Source organism: Desulfosporosinus paludis (assembly GCF_045689965.1).
Taxonomy (GTDB): Bacteria; Bacillota; Desulfitobacteriia; order Desulfitobacteriales; family Desulfitobacteriaceae; genus Desulfosporosinus; species Desulfosporosinus paludis.
Genome location: NZ_CP144211.1, coordinates 4,407,713 through 4,427,500 on the forward strand (window position 1 = coordinate 4,407,713; position 19,788 = coordinate 4,427,500).

The window sequence follows — 19,788 nt, forward strand, 5'->3', positions numbered from 1 at the left end:
TCGGCTTGGGTTTTTAATTGTCTGAATTATTTAGGGAAAGGGGTAGATCGAATGGGACTCGTTATTTATTGTAATGGCGCTTTCGTTTCGGAGGAAGAGGCGAAAGTATCGATTTTTGACCATGGCTTTTTATATGGGGATGGTATCTTCGAAGGAATACGTGCTTATCATGGCCGCGTGTTTAAATTAGCTGAACATTTAAAGCGCCTCTACGATTCTGCAAAATCAATTGGATTGTCAATTGGGATAACTAAGGACCAAATGCAGGAGATCGTCTTAGAAACATTACGCAAAAATAGCTTAAGCAATGCTTATATTCGTTTAATTGTTTCTCGTGGTAAAGGAGATTTAGGCCTGGATCCTAATAAATGTCCACAAGCAGCGATTTACTGTATCGCAGATCAAATAAAAATTTTTGAGCCGCTTATGTATGAAAAAGGTTTGCAAGTTAAAACTGCAGCTACCCGCAGGAACAATCCGGACTCCTTAAACCCGAGAATAAAATCTCTGAACTATCTAAATAATATTCTTGCCAAAATCGAAGCGAACCAAGCAGGAGTCGTTGAAGGGATCATGTTGACACAAGAAGGCTATGTTGCCGAAGGGACTTCGGACAATATTTTCATCTATCGGAATGGAGTATTATTAACTCCTCCATTATCGGCTGGAGTTCTGGAAGGTATTACTAGAAATTCGGTACTAGACCTTGCTCGTGAACTGGGAATAAAGACTGCCGAAGAATTATTCACTCGACATGATCTTTATACAGCCAGTGAGTGTTTTCTCACCGGTACAGCCGCCGAATTAATTCCTGTCGTCAATGTTGATGGACGGGAAATTGAAGATGGAGTCCCTGGAGAAGTGTTTAAAAAACTTCTTACAGCTTTTAGGGCTTTAACCATGGTAAATGGTCCTAAAATTTATAACGTAACGAGTGCAACGGCTCGATAATTTAGGAGGGACAGAGGACTATGACTGAAGAAAAGAAGGGATTAACAGGAGCAACAATTTTATTAAACGCCTTGCAAGAGGAAGGTGTTGAAATTATCTTCGGCTATCCTGGCGGGGTGTTGCTGCCATTATATGACGCTATGCTGGACAGCCCGATACGGCACGTCTTAGGTCGTCATGAGCAAGGGGTAGTTTTTGCAGCGGACGGTTACGCTCGTGTGAGTGGTAAAGTTGGGGTTTGTCTGGCAACGTCTGGCCCAGGGGCTACAAATTTGGTAACTGGTATTACGAATGCTTTTTCCGATTCTATCCCCCTTGTGGTTTTGACGGGTCAGGTGCCCACCAGTTCGCTCGGATCAGACTCGTTTCAGGAAGTAGACATTATCGGGATCACCATGCCGATAACGAAGCATTCTTATTTAGTGAAAGATCCTCGGGAACTTCCTAGGATTGTTAAAGAAGCTTTCTATCTTGCTCGAACCGGACGTCCCGGCCCCGTACTCATCGACCTGCCTAAAGACGTCTTGGCCCAGGAAAATGTCGAGCCTTTTCCCAATGATATGAAGTTGAAGGGGTATAAAATCTTCGGAAGGGGTAATAACAGTAAAATTGAAGAAATTGTGCAGGCCCTTTCGAAATCCCAAAAACCTGTCTTGTATGCAGGTGGGGGGGTTGTGACCGCTAATGCTGAGGGAGCTCTCCGCCAATTTGCCGAAAAAGCAAATTTACCGGTTGTCACCACCTTGATGGGTATTGGAAGCCTGCCTTTTGGCCATCCCAATCTGTTAGGAATGGTCGGAATGCATGGAACGGTAACGGCAAACTATACGGTCGATGATTGTGATCTATTGATTGCTGTTGGAGTTCGTTTTGATGATCGAGTAACAAGTGGTTTGGGCCATAAATTTGCGACGAAAGCAACAGTCATTCATATTGACATTGATCCGGTGGAAATTAGCAAAGTCGTTAAAACTCACATGCGGATTGTTGGAGACGCACGTAAAATTCTTGAAGAGGTACTGGAGGTTCTGCCGGAGTATCCACTTCCTGAACTCTCCGATTGGTGGGGGCAAGTGCGCAAGTGGCAGTATGATCATCCTTTAAGCTGCGATTTAGACAACCTTACTCCTCAGATGGTCATAAAATGTCTTGGCGAGCTGGCCGGTGGAGAGTCGGTTGTTGTAACGGATGTTGGTCAACATCAAATGTGGGTCGCTCAATTCTATCCGACAGCCCACATGCGCAATTATGCAACGAGTTGTGGCTTGGGAGTTATGGGGTATGGCCTTCCGGCTTCTGTCGGGGCCCAATTAGCTCGTCCCATGGATAAGGTCTTTTTAGTAACTGGGGACGGTTCCTTGCAAATGTCTATTCAGGAACTGGGGACGATTGCTCAGAACAAACTCCCGATAAAGATCATCTTACTGAATAACGGCGTTCTTGGTATGGTTCGTCAAATGCAAAAAATGTTTTATGAAGGACGGTATAACCAAATTCAACTGGAAGGGAATCCGGACTTCGTCAAAGTCGCGGAGGCTTATGGCATCCATGGTATTCATGTAAACTCTATTGATCAGGTGCGTGCTGCGATTACAGAGGCTATCGATCATCCTGGTCCGGTATTACTGGATTTTGTGATTTCTCCGGATGAAAATGTTTTGCCGTTAGTTCCTCCGGGTAAGGTCATTACTGAAATGATTGTGAGGTAAGAATATGTTGCATACACTGGCAGTTCTGGTGGAAAATCATCCGGGTGTTTTGATCAGAGTGGCAGGGCTTTTTGCCCGCAGGGCATACAATATTGATAGCCTGACAGTTTGTCAGACCGAGGACCCAGAGGTATCAAGGATGACGATTGTTGTGGCCGGAGATGATCAAGTCATTGAACAAGTGAGGAATCAACTTAGTAAACTTGTAGTTGTTCACTTGGTTGTGGATTTAACTGAAAAGAGTGTCGTCGATCGGGAGTTGGCCTTGATTAGGATTGAGTTCAACTCGGAAACTCGCTCTGATGTATTTCAGACGGTTGATGTTTTCCGGGGGCGGGTTGTTGATATGGGAAGAAGCAATATGACCGTGGAGTTGACAGGGGACATTGAGAAAATTGATGCCTTTGTGCATGCCATACGTCCGTATGGGTTATTAGAACTCGTGCGTACGGGCAAAATAGCTATTATGCGATCCGAAGCCTGAGGTGTATAATAGATACTGTTTGCAGTTTGGTTTACTACAATAGTTTAGAGATGGAGAGGAAGATTTATAATGGCAAAAATGTATTATGAAGTTGATGCAAATCTGGAATTACTCAAAGGAAAAGTCATTGCGGTCATGGGTTACGGAAGTCAAGGACACGCTCAAGCTCAAAACCTTAAGGATTCCGGTCTTAAGGTATTAATTGGTCTGCGTCCCGGCAGTGCTCGTTGGGAGCGCGCTGAGGCGGCAGGATTCGAAGTGATGACAGTCACTGAGGCAGCCGCTCGTGCAGATGTCATTCAAATTCTCCTTCCAGATGAAACCCAAAGTAAAGTCTACGAAACAGAAATAAAACAACATCTGACGTCAGGAAAAGCTCTCGTTTTTTCACACGGGTTCAACATTCATTTTGGACAAATCGTGCCTCCTAAAGATGTTGACGTCTTTATGGTTGCTCCGAAGAGCCCGGGGCATTTGGTCCGTCGCACGTATACCGAAGGGGCAGGTGTACCGTCTTTAATTGCTGTTCACCAAGACGCTTCCGGGAAAGCAAAGGAGTTAGCCTTAGCTTATGCTAAGGGTATCGGTTCCACCAAAGCCGGAGTTTTGGAAACAACGTTTGGTGAGGAAACAGAAACAGACTTATTCGGAGAGCAAGCAGTTCTTTGCGGAGGGACTTCTGAACTGGTTAAAGCAGGTTTTGATACTCTTGTGGAAGCAGGATATCAACCAGAAATTGCTTACTTTGAATGTTTACACGAACTCAAATTGATCGTGGACTTAATGTATGAAGGCGGGCTGAGCTGGATGCGTTATTCAGTTTCCGATACTGCCCAATATGGAGATATGACGGTTGGAAAACGGATTGTCAATGAGGAGACTCGCAAAGAAATGAAAAAGGTCCTGGCGGAAATCCAAAATGGGACTTTTGCCAAGAACTGGTTATTGGAAAATCAAGCCAATCGTCCCGCCTTTAATGCTACGGCTCGTCGTGAGGAAAACCATCTTATTGAAAAGGTCGGTCAAGAACTAAGAGGTATGATGAGCTGGCTGAAGAAGCACGAGTAGGCGAATTGCATAGAGATATTATAAAAGGAGGGAGTAAGAGCTATGTCCATGACGATAACAGAAAAAATTTTGGCAAAACATGCCGGATTGGATGAAGTGGTTCCTGGTCAATTAATTACAGCCAAGTTGGACCTTGTTTTAGCCAATGATGTCACAGGCCCGGTCGCGATCCGCGAGTTTGCCAAGTTCGGGACTGAAAATGTGTTTGACCCCCATAAGGTGGCTCTTGTTCCAGACCATTTCGCCCCCAATAAAGATATTTCTTCTGCTGAACAATGTAAGATGATGCGAGATTTTGCTCGAACCCAACAAATTGAACATTATTTTGAGGTTGGAAAGATGGGGATTGAGCATTGCCTTTTGCCGGAACAGGGACTTACCTTGCCCGGTGATTTGATTATTGGCGCTGATTCTCATACCTGTACCTATGGGGCTGTCGGAGCGTTTGCTACCGGAGTTGGCAGTACAGATTTAGCTGCAGGTATGGCCACAGGAGAGGCTTGGTTCCGTGTTCCTGAATCCATGAAGTTTGTGTTCCATGGAACCAATTTCCAAAAGTATGTGGGCGGGAAAGATCTTATTCTTTATCTCATTGGCAAGATCGGGGTAGATGGCGCACGCTATCGAGCCATGGAATTTACCGGAGATGGAATTTCGGCCCTCTCCATGGATAATCGTTTTACCATGTGTAATATGGCCATTGAAGCAGGAGCGAAGAATGGAATTATAGCCCCTGATGAAAAGACCTTTGCCTATTTAGAAGGGCGGGCTCGACGTTCCTATCCCCGTTATTATAGTGATGATGATGCCCAGTACGTTGAGGTCCAGAACTTCAATGTAGCTGATATTCCCCTGCAAGTTGCTTTCCCGCACTTGCCGGAAAACACAAAATCCGTACAAGAAGCCAGCGGTATTAAAGTGGATCAAGTTGTGATCGGGTCCTGTACGAATGGACGCTTGGAAGATTTGCGAATTGCCGCAGACATTCTGCGAGGAAAGAAAGTCCATCCTGAGATTCGTCTTTTGATTTTTCCTGGGACGCAAACCATTTATCGCGATGCCATGAAAGAAGGTATTATCGAAACCTTAATCGACGCCGGGGCGGCTGTAAGTACACCAACCTGCGGACCGTGTTTGGGTGGTCATATGGGTATTTTGGCGAAAGGGGAGAGGGCTATCTCCACTACGAACCGAAATTTCGTAGGGCGCATGGGTCATGTCGAAAGCGAAGTTTACCTGGCTAATCCGGCAGTGGCTGCAGCATCGGCAATTAAAGGACAAATCGCCCATCCAGAGGAGGTATCTTAAGATGGGAAAAGCTTGGAAGTATGGACATGACATCGATACGGATGTTATTATTCCAGCACGTTATTTAAATCAGTCCACTCCGGAACATCTTGCCGCACACTGCATGGAAGATGCGGGTACCAAGTTTGCTGAAGAAGTACAGTCAGGGGACATTATGATCGGGGGTAAAAACTTCGGTTGCGGTTCTTCCCGTGAGCATGCTCCGATTGCCATTAAAGCTTGTGGGGTTAAAGTCGTTATCGCTGAGTCCTTCGCTAGGATTTTTTACCGCAATGCTTTGAATATCGGCTTGCCAATCTTGGAATGCCCTGAAGCAGTGTCAGGAATCTCTCAGGGGGATGACGTTGAAGTTGACCTGGAATCCGGCAAGATTGAAAACAAAACAACGGGTCTGCAATTTCAGGCCCGCACCTTTCCACCGTTTATGCAGGAATTGATTCGCGCCGGCGGACTGATTCCCTACGTGCGGGGGAGGGAACAGAATGCCTAAAGTGGTTGTCCTGCCGGGAGATGGTATTGGTCAAGAAATAACGCCTGAAGTGATTAAGGTGTTACAAGCAGTTTTGAAAGATAGTTCCATGAACTTAGAGTTTGAAAACCATTTAATTGGTGGGGCAGCGATTGACGAAGTCGGAAAAGCTCTCCCTGATGACACACTTCAAGCAGCGTTAGCTGCGGATGCTGTTCTCTTGGGCTCAGTGGGCGGACCTAAGTGGGATACCTTACCAGCCCCGCAACGCCCGGAATTAGGAGGTCTTCTGGCTATTCGCAAGGCCTTGAGTCTCTTTGCGAATATTCGTCCTGTCAAAATGCTTCCCATGTTAGTTGAGGCTTCAACCCTTCGCGCTGATGTTGTGCAGAACGTCGACCTTGTGGTTTTGCGGGAATTAACGGGCGGGCTCTATTTCGGGGAGAAAGGACGAACAACGAATCCGCCAAGTGCATATGATACGTTGATATATTCTGATGAGGAAATTCGTCGTATTGTCGATTTAGGCTTCCAGATGGCTCGTCAGCGCCGCGGTAAGCTCTGTTCTGTGGATAAGGCAAATGTTCTGGAATCCTCTCGTTTTTGGCGAGAAATTACCCTGGAAGTAGCCCGAGAGTATCCGGATGTTGAATTAACCCATATGTATGTTGATAATGCGGCAATGCAGTTAGTTCGTTACCCGACTCAATTTGATGTGATTGTCACCGAGAACATGTTTGGAGACATTCTCACAGATTTAGCATCTATGCTGATGGGATCCATCGGTATGATTTCTTCTGCAAGCTTAAACGGAAAAAAAGGACTATATGAACCGGCCCACGGGTCAGCTCCAGACATTGCAGGTAAGAATATTGCCAATCCTTTAGCCACAATCTTATCGGGTGCCTTAATGTTGAGGTATTCTTTCGGCTTAGAGGATGAAGCGAAAACCATCGAGCGAGCCGTCGAAAAAGTATTACAAGAGGGTTATCGCACATCGGATCTCGCTAAACCGGGGGATAAGGTTTTGGGAACTCGGGAGATGGGTGACGCAGTCGTGGCAGCACTTGGCAAGAACTAACTTATTAATGCAAAATTATTGGAATGATCCAGAGATAGATGGATATTCATGAGTCCCGGATTTTCGGAATCTCAAATAATTGGTTGATATTTTGCTTCTCCTAGGTTAGAGTATAGTCAACTGGATAATGAAACGTCGAAGATCGACCCAGTATGATGACAGTGGCGTTCAGAGAGAAGAACATGAGCTGAGAGTTTTTTCGCCAAGTTATCAGAAACCCAGTCGTGAGACTCTGATGATGAATCAGACGGTTTCCACCGTTATGAGGATGGTTTATCGGATTAGTCTGGTAACGTTGAGTTGGCATGGCAATAAAGGTGGTACCGCGGAAGGCTTCTTTCGTCCTTAATAAGGATGAAAGGAGCCTTTTTTTAGTGGCAAAAGTATAACTTCGTTGAATACTTTCTCCAGCATAAGGGCAACTAGGCGGCCGCTTGCACCAAAGGCTAATAGGTGCGAAACAGTCCGCAGACACAGGCCAAGTTGTTTTTATGGTAGAAGGAAGTAAATATTGCTTGATGTTGAGGCGAAATAGCAACGGTTAGTGCTAATAAAAGGTTTTAGAGACAGACAGAATAAAGAGAACGAGTTCAGATCCCAATTTCTATATTTGATGAGGCTAAAGCGAATTATTCGTAGTTCAGAAAAGTGGGGCAGGTAATGAGTTAATGAAAGGGTGTAGGATATGAAACTAAGTGTTGGCTTCATCGGGGCAGGAAATATAGCAGAGGCTATGATTAGTGGTTTAACAAAAGTGGAAAAAGATATTCAAATTCGAGTGACGAATCAATCAAATCATGAGAGATTGCAACACTTAGTTGCAAAATATGGGATTATAGCTACCCAACTAAAGGAGCTCGTAGAAAACTCCGGAGTTCTAATTATCGCGGTAAAACCTAAAAACGTTGTCGATGTGCTTAAGCATTTAAAAAACTATCCTTTAGGGGATAAACTTATCATCAGTGTAGCGGCAGGTATACCTCTGAGGCTACTCAATCAATATTTGCCTGGGGTTGCAGTTATTCGGGCGATGCCCAATACGTCAACAGCCGTACTGCATTCCATGACCGGGTTGGTGCGGGGTGAAAATGTCACACCGGAACAGACGGAGATAGGTGAACAGATCTTTTCAGCGGTTGGGAAGATTTTATGGATTCCAGAGGAAAAAATGAATGCCCTTACCGCGATTAGTGGCAGCGGTCCTGCGTATTTCTATTTATTTATTGAAAGCCTAATTCTCGCTGGGGTTCAGCTGGGGTTAAGCGAAGAAGAGGCAGAAACTTTAGTGTTGGAGACATCTATTGGAGCAGGGAAAATGATTGCAGAGAGTGGCAAGTCGCCAGGGAGATTGCGTAAGGAAGTGACATCTCCCAATGGCACTACCTATGCGGCAATAAGTGTATTCACAGAAGAAAAGTTAGCTGAAATCGCGCTCAAGGCCGCAAAAGCCTGCGCCCGGCGCTCAGAAGATATGGAAGGAGAGTATTCGGTGTGACAACATTTTCGGTTCGGCGAATTGTTTTAAAAATTGGAAGCAGCAGTCTAAATCATCCGCAGGGAGGTTTAGATGAGCAAGCTATTGCTGAAGTCGTCGACGTGATTGCTGATTTGAAACAGAGGGGCATAGAGTGTGTTTTAGTAACTTCGGGCGCAGTGGCGGCTGGTATGGGGAAACTGGGGTTGCAAGCCCGACCGCGTGATATTGCGGCTAAACAAGCAGTAGCGGCCGTCGGACAGGGTGTACTCATTGAAAAATATGCTCAAAATCTGGATCGACATGGCCTTGTAGGGGCGCAAATTCTTTTGTCGCGGATCGATTTAGCAGAAGTGTCACGTTATCATAACGCCCAAAATACCCTGGAAAAATTATTGAGGCTGCAAGTGGTTCCAATTATCAATGAAAATGACACGGTTGCTGTTGAAGAACTTTGTTTTGGGGATAATGATAGTCTGTCAGCGCTGGTTTCGGGGCTTGTTCATGCTGAGCTATTAGTCATCCTCACGGATGTGGATGGCCTATACACAGCGAATCCCAAAAAGGACCCTTCAGCTCAACTTATCAGAGAGGTTCCGGAAGTGTCTGCGGTAGAAATGTTGGCCGGAGGGGCAGGGAGTATATTGGGGACCGGGGGAATGGTGACAAAACTTAGGGCTGCTAAAATCGCTACCCGTTTTGGTATAGGGATGCTCCTCCTGAACTTCACAAGGATAAGAGAACTTCTTAATCTTAACGAAAGCCTGGAGGTAAAAGGGACTTATTTTCAACCAGTTAAGCACCGTCTGGCGGGACGGAAACGTTGGATTGCTTATGCAGGGCTATCTGAAGGAAGTATCCGCATAGACGAAGGCGCGGAGAAAGCTTTGGTGGAAGAAGGAAAAAGTCTTCTGGCCAAAGGAATCAAATCTACAGAAGGAACTTGGGAACGCAAAGAGATTGTTCGTATTATTAACCAGCAAGGAGAGGAAGTTGCCAGAGGAGTTGTGGAATTAAGCAGTGAGGAAGTGGAACGCGTCAAAGGTTTGCATTCTGAAAGAATGCACCAAATCATTCCCGATGTAACCGGAGAAGAAGTAGTTCATCGCGACAATATGACATTGATGTTGGATCTATGATTGATTAAGAAAAATGGAGAATATGTTCAATTTAGAACGAGTTGTTCGAATTGTATTCGTTGGTTATATCCAAGTGATCTATATTGTGGTTAGTGAATTAGTAATCTTAAATTAAAGATTAGGAGGGATTCTTATGATTCAGCAGGAATTGTTGGAAATTGGACGACGAGCTAAACAGGCCGCCCGTCAATTGGCGTATGCCAGTACAGAGTCTAAAAACAAGGCCCTTCTCGCAATGGCTGAGGCTTTGCTGGAAAATGAATATGAAATCCTTCAAGCCAATACTCTAGATATTCAAGCAGCCGAGGAAAAGGGCATGAATAAAAGCCTTATTAACCGTTTAAGACTAACATCGGTGGGAATTTCGCACATTAGTAAAGCTTTAAATGATGTGGTCGTTTTGCGAGATCCCGTAGGAGAAGGAGAAGTTTGGACTAGACCCAATGGTTTACGCATCCAACAGACCCGGGTTCCTTTAGGGGTTGTTGCGATGATTTATGAAGCGCGGCCTAATGTAACGGTTGACGCTGCAGCATTATGTCTGAAATCCGGTAACTCGGTGATCCTTAGAGGAGGTTCTGAAGCCTTAGAAAGTAATAAAGTTTTGGCAAAAGTAATCGCAGAAGCCGCTGAAGCGAGCGGGATGCCGCTAGGGTCTATTCAATTGATTACTGAGACCAATCGAGAATGGGTTCAACAATTAATGCGCATGAACGATTATGTTGATGTCATTATTCCAAGAGGAGGAGCTGGGCTGATTCAAACTGTTGTGCAAAATGCCACAGTGCCCGTCATAGAAACAGGCACAGGGATGTGTCATGCTTTTGTTGACCGAGACGCAGATTACTCAAAGGCGATTCCTATTGTTATCAATGCGAAAACACAAAATCCTGGAGTATGTAATGCTTTAGAAACACTTTTGGTCGATGAGACGATTGCTGAAGATTTTCTCCCTCTGATAGGTGAGGAGTTGATAAAGCATCATGTTGAATTAAAGGGATGCCCTAGGACATGTCAAATTTTGCCTTACGCTCGGCCCGCTGAAGAAGACGATTGGATTTCTGAACACTTAGACCTTATCCTCAGCGTAAAAGTGGTAACTCATTTAGATGCTGCTCTCGATCATATTTATCAATACAGTACTAAGCATTCAGAGACGATTATCACTGAGAATTACTCGAAGGCTCAACGTTTCCTAAGAGAGGTTGACGCGGCAGTAGCTTATGTTAACGCCTCCACTCGTTTTACTGACGGCGGTCGATTTGGGTTTGGAGCAGAAATTGGAATCAGTACCCAAAAGCTGCATGCCCGTGGACCAATGGGGCTTAAAGAATTGACGACGATTAAGTATATGGTCTATGGAGACGGACAGATCGTTCTGTAATTAGCCTTTGGGTGAACGCATCGAGCGTAAGGCAGCGCGATACTCTTTGTCAGTATGCTTTGCTGTCGATGAAACAGGAGATCCTGACTTTTTCTGGACATGGTATTGACGCAAAGTGTTTCTATATTCCTGATCAGATAGATTTAGGACAGGATCTTTTTTATCAAGTATCGGTTCTTCCTGATTTTTGTCAAAAGCCTTATGCTCAATATCTAACCTAGGTTCATTTGCCGCAGCCTTGTCCTCAGGATGGATGGTTTGTACCGTTTCCGTTCGATTAAAGGAACGTATATTAAATGTCAAGAGAAGGGCTACGACAATTAAAGCGATAATCCCAAAAGCAATAAGAGAAAGCATTTAATCCACCCCTTTTTCAAATTTAATAAGGAACCTTGAAAGCAGATTGTTCTAAAAAGACTTGGAGTTTCCAAGTCTTTTTACTTTGATTAAACAAAAAAAATGTCCCTTACATGTCGTTTAAATAATCTTCATGATGCGAATCAGGAGCGAAACTTCTGAAGAGTTTCTGCGACACGTTTGCCGAGAGCTTTTCCTAAAGCCAGATCCGATTCAGTTGGCATATTGGGAGGACTATCAGGGTCACTTTCAACGGGACAAGTAATTCCTGCTCCATAATAGGACCCGTAAAGAGCGTTTTCCGGAATAGTTCCGGGTAAACCAACGATGAGCATCCCTTGATGAAGCATGGGAGTCAGAAGATTAAGCAGTGTTGATTCTATCCCACCGTGAACCGTTGCGGTCGTACAAAAAACTGCACCGACCTTGTTGATTAGCTTACCTTCCGCCCAGAGATTGCCTAAATTATCAATCCATTTCTTTAAATTTGCGCTTATCGTTCCAAAATGCCCAGGACATCCCCAGATAATAGCATCCATCTCGGCTAAATCCTCCGGCTGGCTTTCAGATATATGTTTAAAATAGATTTGAGTATCTTTTACACTCTCGGCACCCTCGGCGATTGCTTTAGCAAGCATTTCAGTATGCCCGCTCTCACTGTCATATACGATGTAGACTTTCATTCCTATTAAGCCTCCTTTTGACAAACATCTCTAGTTAGATTTCCAATTTCACTTAATTGCTATGCAAGCATCCAAGTTGATTAGTTACCTAATATTCCCTGACATAGTAACTCACCATCTATCGAAAACTAGCGACAGTTAAATTTTGATGCCTTTTCTATAACTTTTCGAAAGGTCATTGTTCCAGCATAGCATGATTAGTCGAATAAATTACCTTAACACAAAATACTTTATGGAGGTCTGACAGTATGAGTAATGGACGCGCAGTGAATGCCAGCAGAGTAATTTTGATTAATATTATCGTTTTGGTCCTCCTGATAGGTGGAGGGTTTGCAGTTTATTATTACTATAATCAATCCTACTATTATGTATCTACAGATAATGCACGAATTGATGGGCAACTGATAACCATCAGTGCCTTAGGAAATGGCAAAATCCTTGATTGGAATGCCGCAGTAAACAATCGAATCAACGCAGGACAACGTCTGGGAGGAATTCAATTAGTGGGAGGAACATCACCTTCTGCTTCAGCAGATATAACTATGCCGGTCAATGGGACAATCGTTCAACAAAATGTCATTCCCAATGGCTTTGTGGCAGCGGGAACGCCATTAGCTTATGCCTATAACATGGATAATTTATGGATAAGTGCAAACTTGAATGAAACAGCTATCAATAACATCCAACAAAATCAAGCGGTTGATGTTTATGTGGACGCTTATCCCGGCACAACTCTGTCAGGAAAGATCAGCCAAATTGGACTCACTACGGCTGCACTGTTCTCTCTTATTCCTCAACAAAATACAACTGCAAATTTCACAAAAGTAACGCAAGTGATCCCAATAACAATCACGCTAGATGGGTATAAGGGGCTGAATCTCAGTCCTGGCATGAGTGTAACAGCACGAATACATATTAGATAAAGGGAGTCAATATTATGATTATTCTAGCGTTCGGTTATAGTTTGCTGGGCATTGTGCTGTTGGTATTTGTTAATATGGCCTTAATCCGTCAAAAAAGCGCCGGCATAAATCAAAAAAACGAAAATCAACAGATATTAGTCAAACCTGCTTTCGTAGAGCCGTCGTTAACTTCCACTTCAAATATTTCCGGCCCTGTTCAAGCACCGATTATACCGCCACGCACCAAGCCTGTGCAGAATTCTGGTGTCCCGGAATTTAATACCCTTCAAATTCTTACGGTGCTGATGTTAGGAGCCTTTGTATCCATTCTTAACCAAACATTAGATAACGTAGCCATACCGCATATGATGTTAGATTTTAATGTTTCGGCGAGTACCATTCAATGGATTGTTACAGGCTATATGCTTGTTAACGGAGTTCTGATTCCTATCACTGCCTACCTTATGGAGTCCGTAGGAAGTCGGAAGCTTGTTTTTGCGGCTATGAGTTCTTTCAGTTTAGGTTCGTTTATTTGTGCCTTGGCGCCAACATTTCCGGTATTTATGATTGGTAGGATTATTCAAGGGATTGGCGCGGGAATTCTGATGCCCTTATTAACCAATGTGTTTCTGAGTATTTTCCCCCCATCAAAGAGGTAAAGCTTTAGGCACAATGGGAATTGTCATGGTTTTTGCTCCCGCTATTGGTCCGACACTCGGAGGATGGGTAGTTCAAACCTACTCTTGGCGGCTTCTCTTTTCTGCTCTTGTTCCTATCGGTGTACTGGATTTATTTCTGGCAGTAATATGGATGAAAGATGTCTTACCATTGAGCTTTCCAGAGTTTGATTTCTGGGGTGCAGTATTTTCTACCATCGGGTTAGGAAGCTTGCTTTATGGAGTAAGCGAAGCAGGCAACAAAGGGTGGAGCGACATAGAAGTTGTTATCTTTTTAGCCATAGGAATCTTGGCAATTCTGCTGTTTATACGCCGAGAATTGACTGTAGATAAACCGATGCTGGAATTAAGAGTTTATAAATATCGAATTTTCTCTTTAACGATTATTATTAATGCTGTAGTTACGACGGTTATGTACGCTGCTATGATGCTGCTCCCAATCTACTTGCAAAACATCCGAGGTTTTACCCCTTTACAATCTGGCTTTCTTTTATTACCGGGCGCTTTATTAATGGGAATTATGGGGCCGATTGCGGGAGCAGTATTCGATCGTATTGGTTTGAGAGTTCTGGCTGTTGTAGGATTAATGATCACTGCAATGGCGACCTGGGAATTTACCAGATTGACATCCGACACAATGTACGGCAATATATTGCTGCTCTATACTGTTCGTTCTTTAGGAGTCTCCTTAATCATGATGCCACTTATGACTGCTGGCCTCAATCAATTGCCGAGACGATTGAATAGTCACGGCACGGCAATGTTCAATACAATGCGCCAAGTCTCAGGTTCTCTGGGTACTGCAGTTTTAGTTACGATCATGACGACAAGATCAACGATTCATTTAGCTACGTATGCCAGCACAATTACTTCCACCAATCCGTCTATTCTTAGCCAGCTAGGCAATCTTGTCCAGCGTTTGGCTCTTTCTCCCCAGAGAGGACGTGCTCTTGCTATCCAGGAGATTTACGGACTGGTATCTCAACAAGCCACCATTCAAGGGATTAATGATTCGTTTCTTGTGGCAACAGTTCTGGCAATTGTCGGTTTAATACCAGCCCTTTTCATCAGGAAGGCTATAGTATCTAAGTCTGATCCCGCTTCTTGATACAGAAGCGGTTTCTGCTTTGTCTGTAATGTCGGTAGATAATCAAATCTTGAACGTACCCCAAATTTATTTTAGAAGGAGCATGGAAAGGCCAGGGCTCCTTTTCTATTAGTGCCCTTTATCTGATCCCCTAAACTAATAAGAACGTTAATTCAGTATCCTTGGTCTCATAAACAGGCGTTGAACAATCCAAGGTAAAATGATTTGCTGAGAGGTTATTTATCTCAAATGTAGAATATATAAGAAAACTACCACTATTCATGAGCACCTGAACTTCTAAATGCCAGGGAATTAAGCAAAATCTGCTTTTTTAACGGAGTAATTCCGTCTGCTGGGAACACGGCATTCATTTAACTGCCTTAAAATGAATTTTGCAAAGAAATGGTGATAGTATGATTATTTCATGCAGTGCCGAACAAAAAGTTTTGGAGATACCTTGTGAAGGCACAGCAATTATTGCTGGATATTGGAGCCCTAAACTCGGTTTGAACTCTCAGCCTGGGTTAGTAAAGTGGAAGGAAGGTAAAGTAAGCAGCCTAAACCCTGTTAATGAATCGGAACCCCTTGATGATAACATTCTGCATTGGGGTTCATACTATCTTCAACCAGGGTGGCTCGATGCGCATGTGCATTTGGCCCTAGATAGTATTGACTTCTATCAATGTTTAAAAAATTGGGAGAATCCTGAGTTGATTGAGGAGAAAGTTCAAGGATTTTTAAAAGACTACCTTAAGTTAGGGATTGTTGCTGTCAGAGATGGCGGAGATTTACCTGGATTTTCATGGCTGGCAAGAAATAGAGTTCAAAAAGATAGTTGGCTCGGGCCGAAGGTCATTTCTGTTCGCGAAGCGATAAATCGTAAAGGTATGTATGGCCGTTTCCTAGGTCGTGGTTTTGACGGTATAGCAGATTGGCAAGAAGGGACGAGGGACTTTTATAATCAGGGTCTAGATCAGCTTAAGGTGATTGTTACTGGATTGATTCGATTTGATAAGTATCAAGTTGTAGGCCCAACTCAATGGACAGCCAATGAACTGAGAGAAATTGTGGAAACTGCACATCAGCGCGGGATTCTTGTGATGGCCCACGCGAGCGGAGAAGAAGGCATTTCGGTGGCCATCGCTGCGGGTGTGGATTCTATTGAGCACGGATATTATATGACTTCTAAACATTTGGAGCAAATGAAAAGGCAAAGTATAGCTTGGGTACCGACCGTTGCTCCTATAGGCAATATTTTAAAATACCCAACGGACCGTTATTCGAGACAAGAAGTGGATACGTTAAAACGGATTCTGGAGAGTCAAATGACTAAGATTTATGAAGCATATCAACTGAATATTCGGATTGGAGTCGGAACAGATGCGGGTGCATACCTTGTACCACATGGTAAAAGCCTATTTGATGAAATGGATTGGCTGGTTCAAGCCGGAATTCCAAGGTTAGAGGTTTATGCTAGGGCTACTCAGGAAAATGCCCGGATTTTGGGGAGACAAGATTTGGGAATGTTAGACATTGGAACGGTAATAAATTCTTTGCAGCTGGTTAAGCAGGACTTTTACTAAAATTAGGGTTAGCCTACTCTATTGCAAGTAAGAGATTATAGTATATAGAGATAATCTCTATCGTGAGTATAAGAGATTCTAGTAGTATTAACCGTCAAAAGTGGCGTTAAGTATTATGATGTTAGTTTGAAATTTCGGAGGTAACTAGGCTTATGGTATTACAGTTGGGAATTCCTGTTGTTGAAACTATTAAAAAGAGAGTTTCTGTAAGAACATATGATGAAAAATCACCACTGTCCTGTGAAACAAAAGAAAAGCTAAGCAAATTTTTTCCTTTGCTTAAGGGTCCTTTTGGAGAATCGCTAAGATTTGAAATGATTGAAAGTGATATTGCACGAAAAAATGACAATGTTCGACTGGGAACCTACGGAGTTATTAAGGGCGCTACAACGTATGCTGTTGCGGTAGTAAAAAAAGGGGAAAATGATTTGGAGGAATTTGGTTATGTCTTGGAATCTTTAACTTTATACGCAACTTCGTTAGGCCTGGGTACATGTTGGCTTGGAGGTACTTTTAAAAAAAGCGAATTTTCTAAAGCTATTCAGCAAAAGGAAGATGAAATCTTGCCCTGCATTACCCCAATTGGCTTTCCCAATGCACGAAGAAGTTTGCTGGAATCAGCTATGAGATTAGCAGCTGGCTCTGATAAGAGGAAAAGTTGGGAAGAGTTGTTTTTTCAAAGAGATTTCCGAAAAGGTTTAACGAAAGCTGAGGCTGAAAAGTATGCTGTACCTTTAGAAATGGTTCGCTTAGCGCCCTCAGCTTCTAATAAGCAACCATGGAGAATTGTCAAAGACCAAAATACCTATCATTTTTATCTGCAACATACCAAAGGATATGCCAAACATCTTGGCTATGATATACAGAGAGTGGACCTTGGAATTGCAATGTCTCATTTTGAACATACCGCCAGAGAGCTGGGTATTCATGGGAAGTGGTTGCTCATCACTCCAAAAGACATCTTTTTACCACAGAATACCGAGTATGTAGTTAGTTGGAAAGATGAGTAGTTCATAAAGGAGAAACGCTTCATCAATAGGTCGGCAAATGAAAAGCAGTAATCTTTCATAAATACTCTGCCTTAGTATGGGTGGAGTATTTTTTTATTTAATCGGTTTCCATAGGAAAAGGATAAATATACTGAATATAATGTACGCGAGGGGTGTACATTGCGTGGTAAATATGATAATTTATAGGTAAAAAGATGGGATATAGCCCGCTTATAGCGACTTAATGTACACACAGAGAGGACAATTGATTTTCCTGGACTTATTGAACAAAGAACATTTTTTTGAACTCTATTATTTGAAAGGAGTTTCAGTATGGGAAAGAGTATTCTTGAAAATTTCTTACAAGAGAATATTGAGGATTTAAAAAGCAAAGGGTTATTCAATGTCATTGATCCTTTAGAAAGTGCCAATGGACCAATGATTAGAATTTCAGGTCTGGACCTTATAAATTTATCCTCGAATAACTATTTGGGTTTGGCCACTGATTCGAGATTGAAAGCTGCAGCGATTGAGGCAATCAATAAGTATGGAGTTGGCGCTGGTGCTGTGAGGACAATCAATGGCACTTTGAAGTTGCACGTGCAACTAGAAGAACGAATTTCAGCGTTTAAACATACTGAGGCCGCTATTGTTTTTCAGTCAGGTTTCAACTGTAACATGGGTGCTATTTCAGCAGTTATGGATAAGTATGATGCGATCCTGTCGGATGAATTAAATCATGCCTCCATTATCGATGGGTGTCGCTTATCCAGAGCAACCATCATTGCTTATAAGCATTCAGACATGGCCGATTTAAGAAGCAAAGCTAAACAAGCTAAAGAATCCGGCCTATATAAGAAGATCATGGTGATTACTGACGGAGTTTTTTCGATGGATGGGGATGTTGCCAAACTGCCGGAAATTGCCAATATAGCCGAAGAATTTGATCTTATTACTTATGTAGATGATGCCCATGGATCAGGTGTCTTAGGAGAAGGAGCAGGTACTGTTAAACATTTTGGGTTATCTCAGAAGATTGATTTTCAAATGGGTACACTCTCTAAAGCGCTTGGGGTTATCGGGGGATACGTAGCCGGAAAGAAAGAACTCATCGAATGGTTGAGAGTCAGAAGCAGACCTTTCCTGTTTTCTACGGCTCTAACTCCGGGAGATGTTGCTGCCTCAATTAAAGCTGTTGAAATTCTCTCAAATAGTACTGAGTTACAAAAAAAACTTTGGGAGAACGGAAACTATTTGAAAAACGGACTCCAAACCTTGGGCTTTAATATCGGGGCAAGCCAAACTCCGATTACGCCTTGTATTATCGGAGATGAAAACTTGACTCAAAGATTCAGCAGAAAGCTCTATGAGAACGGGGTATATGCCAAAGCTATTACTTTTCCTACAGTTCCTAAAGGAACGGGGCGAGTCAGAAACATGCCTACTGCAGCTCATACGAGAGAGATGCTCGATAAAGCATTGAACATTTATAGGCAAGTGGGAAAAGACTTGGGGATTATATAGAGGGCTAGATTTATTAAGAGAAAGAACGGGGGGATTACCGTGAAAAGAATCTTAGTTACGGGTGCGCTTGGTCAAATTGGGTCGGAACTTGTCCCAAAATTGCGGGATATTTATGGTGATAATAACGTAATAGCTACTGATATTAAGAATGAAAAACAGTACTGGCAAACTCAGTCGGGCCCTTATGAGAGTCTGGATGTGTCAAATGGTCAAGCTCTATTCAATTTAAGCAAAAAATATCAAGTTGATACGATCATTCACTTAGCAGCCCTGTTGTCTGCGACAGCGGAAAAAAAGCCATTATTGGCTTGGAACCTAAATATGGGTGGCTTAGTTAATGCTTTGGAAACTGCAAAAGAGCTGAAGTGTCAGTTTTTCACACCAAGTTCGATCGGTGCCTTTGGGCCGAGCACGCCTAAAGAAAAAACTCCCCAAGTAACAATACAAAGGCCGACAACTATGTATGGGGTTAGCAAGGTATCAGGAGAACTATTATGTGACTATTATCATTTGAAATTTGGAGTCGATACCAGAGGAGTACGTTTTCCGGGGCTAATTTCTTATGTAGCTCCTCCAGGAGGGGGCACCACAGATTATGCTGTTGAGATATTTTATGAAGCACTTCTCGGAATGAAATATACTTGCTATATTGCTAAGGACACGTATATGGACATGATGTATATGCCGGACGCTTTAAATGCAATTATCCAGCTTATGGAAGGTGATCCTGATAAACTGTTCCATCGAAACGCTTATAATGTTACCGCAATAAGTGTTCAACCGGGAGATTTTGAGAAAGCCATTAAAAAGTTTCTTCCCGATTTTAGATTGGACTATAAAATCGATCCGATTCGCCAAGCAATTGCGGAGAGTTGGCCTAACTCTATCGATCCAACGGTAGCCAAACAGGAGTGGGGTT

Annotated in this window: 17 protein-coding genes, 1 pseudogene and 1 other annotated feature (1 of these 19 running past the window's edge); of the genes and pseudogenes, 16 read left to right on the forward strand and 2 right to left on the reverse strand. The window is 43.2% G+C overall.

The features are described 5' to 3' along the window. Window positions 1-51 precede the first annotated feature (51 nt). The 10 genes from ilvE to VZF35_RS21940 all read left to right on the forward strand — a co-directional run bounded on the left by ilvE (window position 52) and on the right by VZF35_RS21940 (window position 11,067). Complete coding sequence (ilvE, locus tag VZF35_RS21895; RefSeq protein WP_407308502.1) at window positions 52-951, forward strand: branched-chain-amino-acid transaminase; 900 nt, start codon at window positions 52-54, stop codon at window positions 949-951. Window positions 952-971: 20 nt separating this feature from the next. Then, window positions 972-2,660, forward strand: coding sequence for a biosynthetic-type acetolactate synthase large subunit (ilvB, locus tag VZF35_RS21900; RefSeq protein WP_407308503.1), 1,689 nt, complete (start codon window positions 972-974; stop codon window positions 2,658-2,660). A 4-nt stretch (window positions 2,661-2,664) separates the two neighbouring features. Then, window positions 2,665-3,144: an acetolactate synthase small subunit gene (gene ilvN / locus VZF35_RS21905; RefSeq protein WP_407308504.1), complete on the forward strand. Its 480-nt coding sequence runs from the start codon at window positions 2,665-2,667 to the stop codon at window positions 3,142-3,144. 69 nt (window positions 3,145-3,213) lie between these two features. Then, a complete protein-coding gene (gene ilvC / locus VZF35_RS21910; protein WP_407308505.1) occupies window positions 3,214-4,212 on the forward strand; it encodes a ketol-acid reductoisomerase in 999 nt (332 codons plus the stop codon). A gap of 42 nt (window positions 4,213-4,254) precedes the next feature. Then, the gene (leuC, locus tag VZF35_RS21915; protein ID WP_407308506.1) at window positions 4,255-5,520 is read left to right on the forward strand and encodes a 3-isopropylmalate dehydratase large subunit; all 1,266 of its coding nucleotides are present in this window, start codon (window positions 4,255-4,257) and stop codon (window positions 5,518-5,520) included. A 1-nt stretch (window position 5,521) separates the two neighbouring features. Next, complete coding sequence (leuD, locus tag VZF35_RS21920) at window positions 5,522-6,010, forward strand: 3-isopropylmalate dehydratase small subunit (protein WP_407308507.1); 489 nt, start codon at window positions 5,522-5,524, stop codon at window positions 6,008-6,010. After that, the gene (gene leuB / locus VZF35_RS21925) at window positions 6,003-7,070 is read left to right on the forward strand and encodes a 3-isopropylmalate dehydrogenase (RefSeq protein ID WP_407308508.1); all 1,068 of its coding nucleotides are present in this window, start codon (window positions 6,003-6,005) and stop codon (window positions 7,068-7,070) included. Before leuD ends, leuB begins: the two co-directional genes overlap by 8 nt. A gap of 129 nt (window positions 7,071-7,199) precedes the next feature. After that, window positions 7,200-7,420: a binding site (T-box leader), on the forward strand. Between the two features lie 335 nt (window positions 7,421-7,755). Further along, complete coding sequence (proC, locus tag VZF35_RS21930) at window positions 7,756-8,565, forward strand: pyrroline-5-carboxylate reductase (RefSeq protein WP_407308509.1); 810 nt, start codon at window positions 7,756-7,758, stop codon at window positions 8,563-8,565. Next, on the forward strand, window positions 8,562-9,683 hold the full coding sequence (gene proB / locus VZF35_RS21935) for a glutamate 5-kinase (RefSeq protein WP_407308510.1): 1,122 nt from the start codon (window positions 8,562-8,564) through the stop codon (window positions 9,681-9,683). Before proC ends, proB begins: the two co-directional genes overlap by 4 nt. Window positions 9,684-9,816: 133 nt before the next feature. Next, window positions 9,817-11,067, forward strand: a complete 1,251-nt coding sequence (locus tag VZF35_RS21940) for a glutamate-5-semialdehyde dehydrogenase (RefSeq protein ID WP_407308511.1) — start codon at window positions 9,817-9,819, stop codon at window positions 11,065-11,067. Here VZF35_RS21940 and VZF35_RS21945 read toward each other — a convergent pair whose 3' ends face one another. Together VZF35_RS21945 and VZF35_RS21950 are read right to left on the reverse strand one after the other, a co-directional pair. Beyond that, the gene (locus VZF35_RS21945; protein ID WP_407308512.1) at window positions 11,068-11,424 is read right to left on the reverse strand and encodes a hypothetical protein; all 357 of its coding nucleotides are present in this window, start codon (window positions 11,422-11,424) and stop codon (window positions 11,068-11,070) included. It lies immediately after the preceding gene. A gap of 143 nt (window positions 11,425-11,567) precedes the next feature. Further along, on the reverse strand, window positions 11,568-12,107 hold the full coding sequence (locus tag VZF35_RS21950; RefSeq protein WP_407308513.1) for an NAD(P)H-dependent oxidoreductase: 540 nt from the start codon (window positions 12,105-12,107) through the stop codon (window positions 11,568-11,570). Between the two features lie 248 nt (window positions 12,108-12,355). On the opposite strand from VZF35_RS21950, the gene VZF35_RS21955 reads away from it, so the two are divergent. From VZF35_RS21955 to VZF35_RS21980, 6 genes and pseudogenes are all read left to right on the forward strand, one after another. Continuing rightward, window positions 12,356-13,030, forward strand: a complete 675-nt coding sequence (locus tag VZF35_RS21955; RefSeq protein ID WP_407308514.1) for an HlyD family secretion protein — start codon at window positions 12,356-12,358, stop codon at window positions 13,028-13,030. Between the two features lie 284 nt (window positions 13,031-13,314). Continuing rightward, window positions 13,315-14,794: pseudogene (locus VZF35_RS21960) on the forward strand (DHA2 family efflux MFS transporter permease subunit). 392 nt (window positions 14,795-15,186) lie between these two features. After that, a complete protein-coding gene (locus VZF35_RS21965; RefSeq protein ID WP_407314779.1) occupies window positions 15,187-16,356 on the forward strand; it encodes an amidohydrolase family protein in 1,170 nt (389 codons plus the stop codon). Window positions 16,357-16,508: 152 nt separating this feature from the next. Next, a complete protein-coding gene (locus tag VZF35_RS21970) occupies window positions 16,509-17,366 on the forward strand; it encodes a nitroreductase family protein (protein WP_407308515.1) in 858 nt (285 codons plus the stop codon). 312 nt (window positions 17,367-17,678) lie between these two features. Continuing rightward, entirely contained in the window at window positions 17,679-18,869 is a 1,191-nt protein-coding gene (locus VZF35_RS21975) for a glycine C-acetyltransferase (RefSeq protein WP_407308516.1), read from the forward strand. 39 nt (window positions 18,870-18,908) lie between these two features. Then, window positions 18,909-19,788 carry the 5' portion of an L-threonine 3-dehydrogenase gene (locus tag VZF35_RS21980; RefSeq protein WP_407308517.1) on the forward strand. Its footprint extends 83 nt past the window's final position, so only the first 880 of its 963 coding nucleotides appear in the window; its start codon is at window positions 18,909-18,911; the stop codon falls past the right edge of the window.

Coding starts and splice junctions, on each gene's coding strand:
- VZF35_RS21965 (WP_407314779.1), top strand. CDS start 15,187: ATGATTATTTCATGCAGTGCCGAACAAAAAGTTTTGGAGATACCTTGT.
- VZF35_RS21975 (WP_407308516.1), top strand. CDS start 17,679: ATGGGAAAGAGTATTCTTGAAAATTTCTTACAAGAGAATATTGAGGAT.
- proC (WP_407308509.1), top strand. CDS start 7,756: ATGAAACTAAGTGTTGGCTTCATCGGGGCAGGAAATATAGCAGAGGCT.
- ilvN (WP_407308504.1), top strand. CDS start 2,665: ATGTTGCATACACTGGCAGTTCTGGTGGAAAATCATCCGGGTGTTTTG.
- VZF35_RS21940 (WP_407308511.1), top strand. CDS start 9,817: ATGATTCAGCAGGAATTGTTGGAAATTGGACGACGAGCTAAACAGGCC.
- VZF35_RS21950 (WP_407308513.1), bottom strand. CDS start 12,107: ATGAAAGTCTACATCGTATATGACAGTGAGAGCGGGCATACTGAAATG.
- leuB (WP_407308508.1), top strand. CDS start 6,003: ATGCCTAAAGTGGTTGTCCTGCCGGGAGATGGTATTGGTCAAGAAATA.
- leuC (WP_407308506.1), top strand. CDS start 4,255: ATGTCCATGACGATAACAGAAAAAATTTTGGCAAAACATGCCGGATTG.
- VZF35_RS21945 (WP_407308512.1), bottom strand. CDS start 11,424: ATGCTTTCTCTTATTGCTTTTGGGATTATCGCTTTAATTGTCGTAGCC.
- VZF35_RS21970 (WP_407308515.1), top strand. CDS start 16,509: ATGGTATTACAGTTGGGAATTCCTGTTGTTGAAACTATTAAAAAGAGA.
- leuD (WP_407308507.1), top strand. CDS start 5,522: ATGGGAAAAGCTTGGAAGTATGGACATGACATCGATACGGATGTTATT.
- ilvC (WP_407308505.1), top strand. CDS start 3,214: ATGGCAAAAATGTATTATGAAGTTGATGCAAATCTGGAATTACTCAAA.
- ilvE (WP_407308502.1), top strand. CDS start 52: ATGGGACTCGTTATTTATTGTAATGGCGCTTTCGTTTCGGAGGAAGAG.
- ilvB (WP_407308503.1), top strand. CDS start 972: ATGACTGAAGAAAAGAAGGGATTAACAGGAGCAACAATTTTATTAAAC.
- VZF35_RS21955 (WP_407308514.1), top strand. CDS start 12,356: ATGAGTAATGGACGCGCAGTGAATGCCAGCAGAGTAATTTTGATTAAT.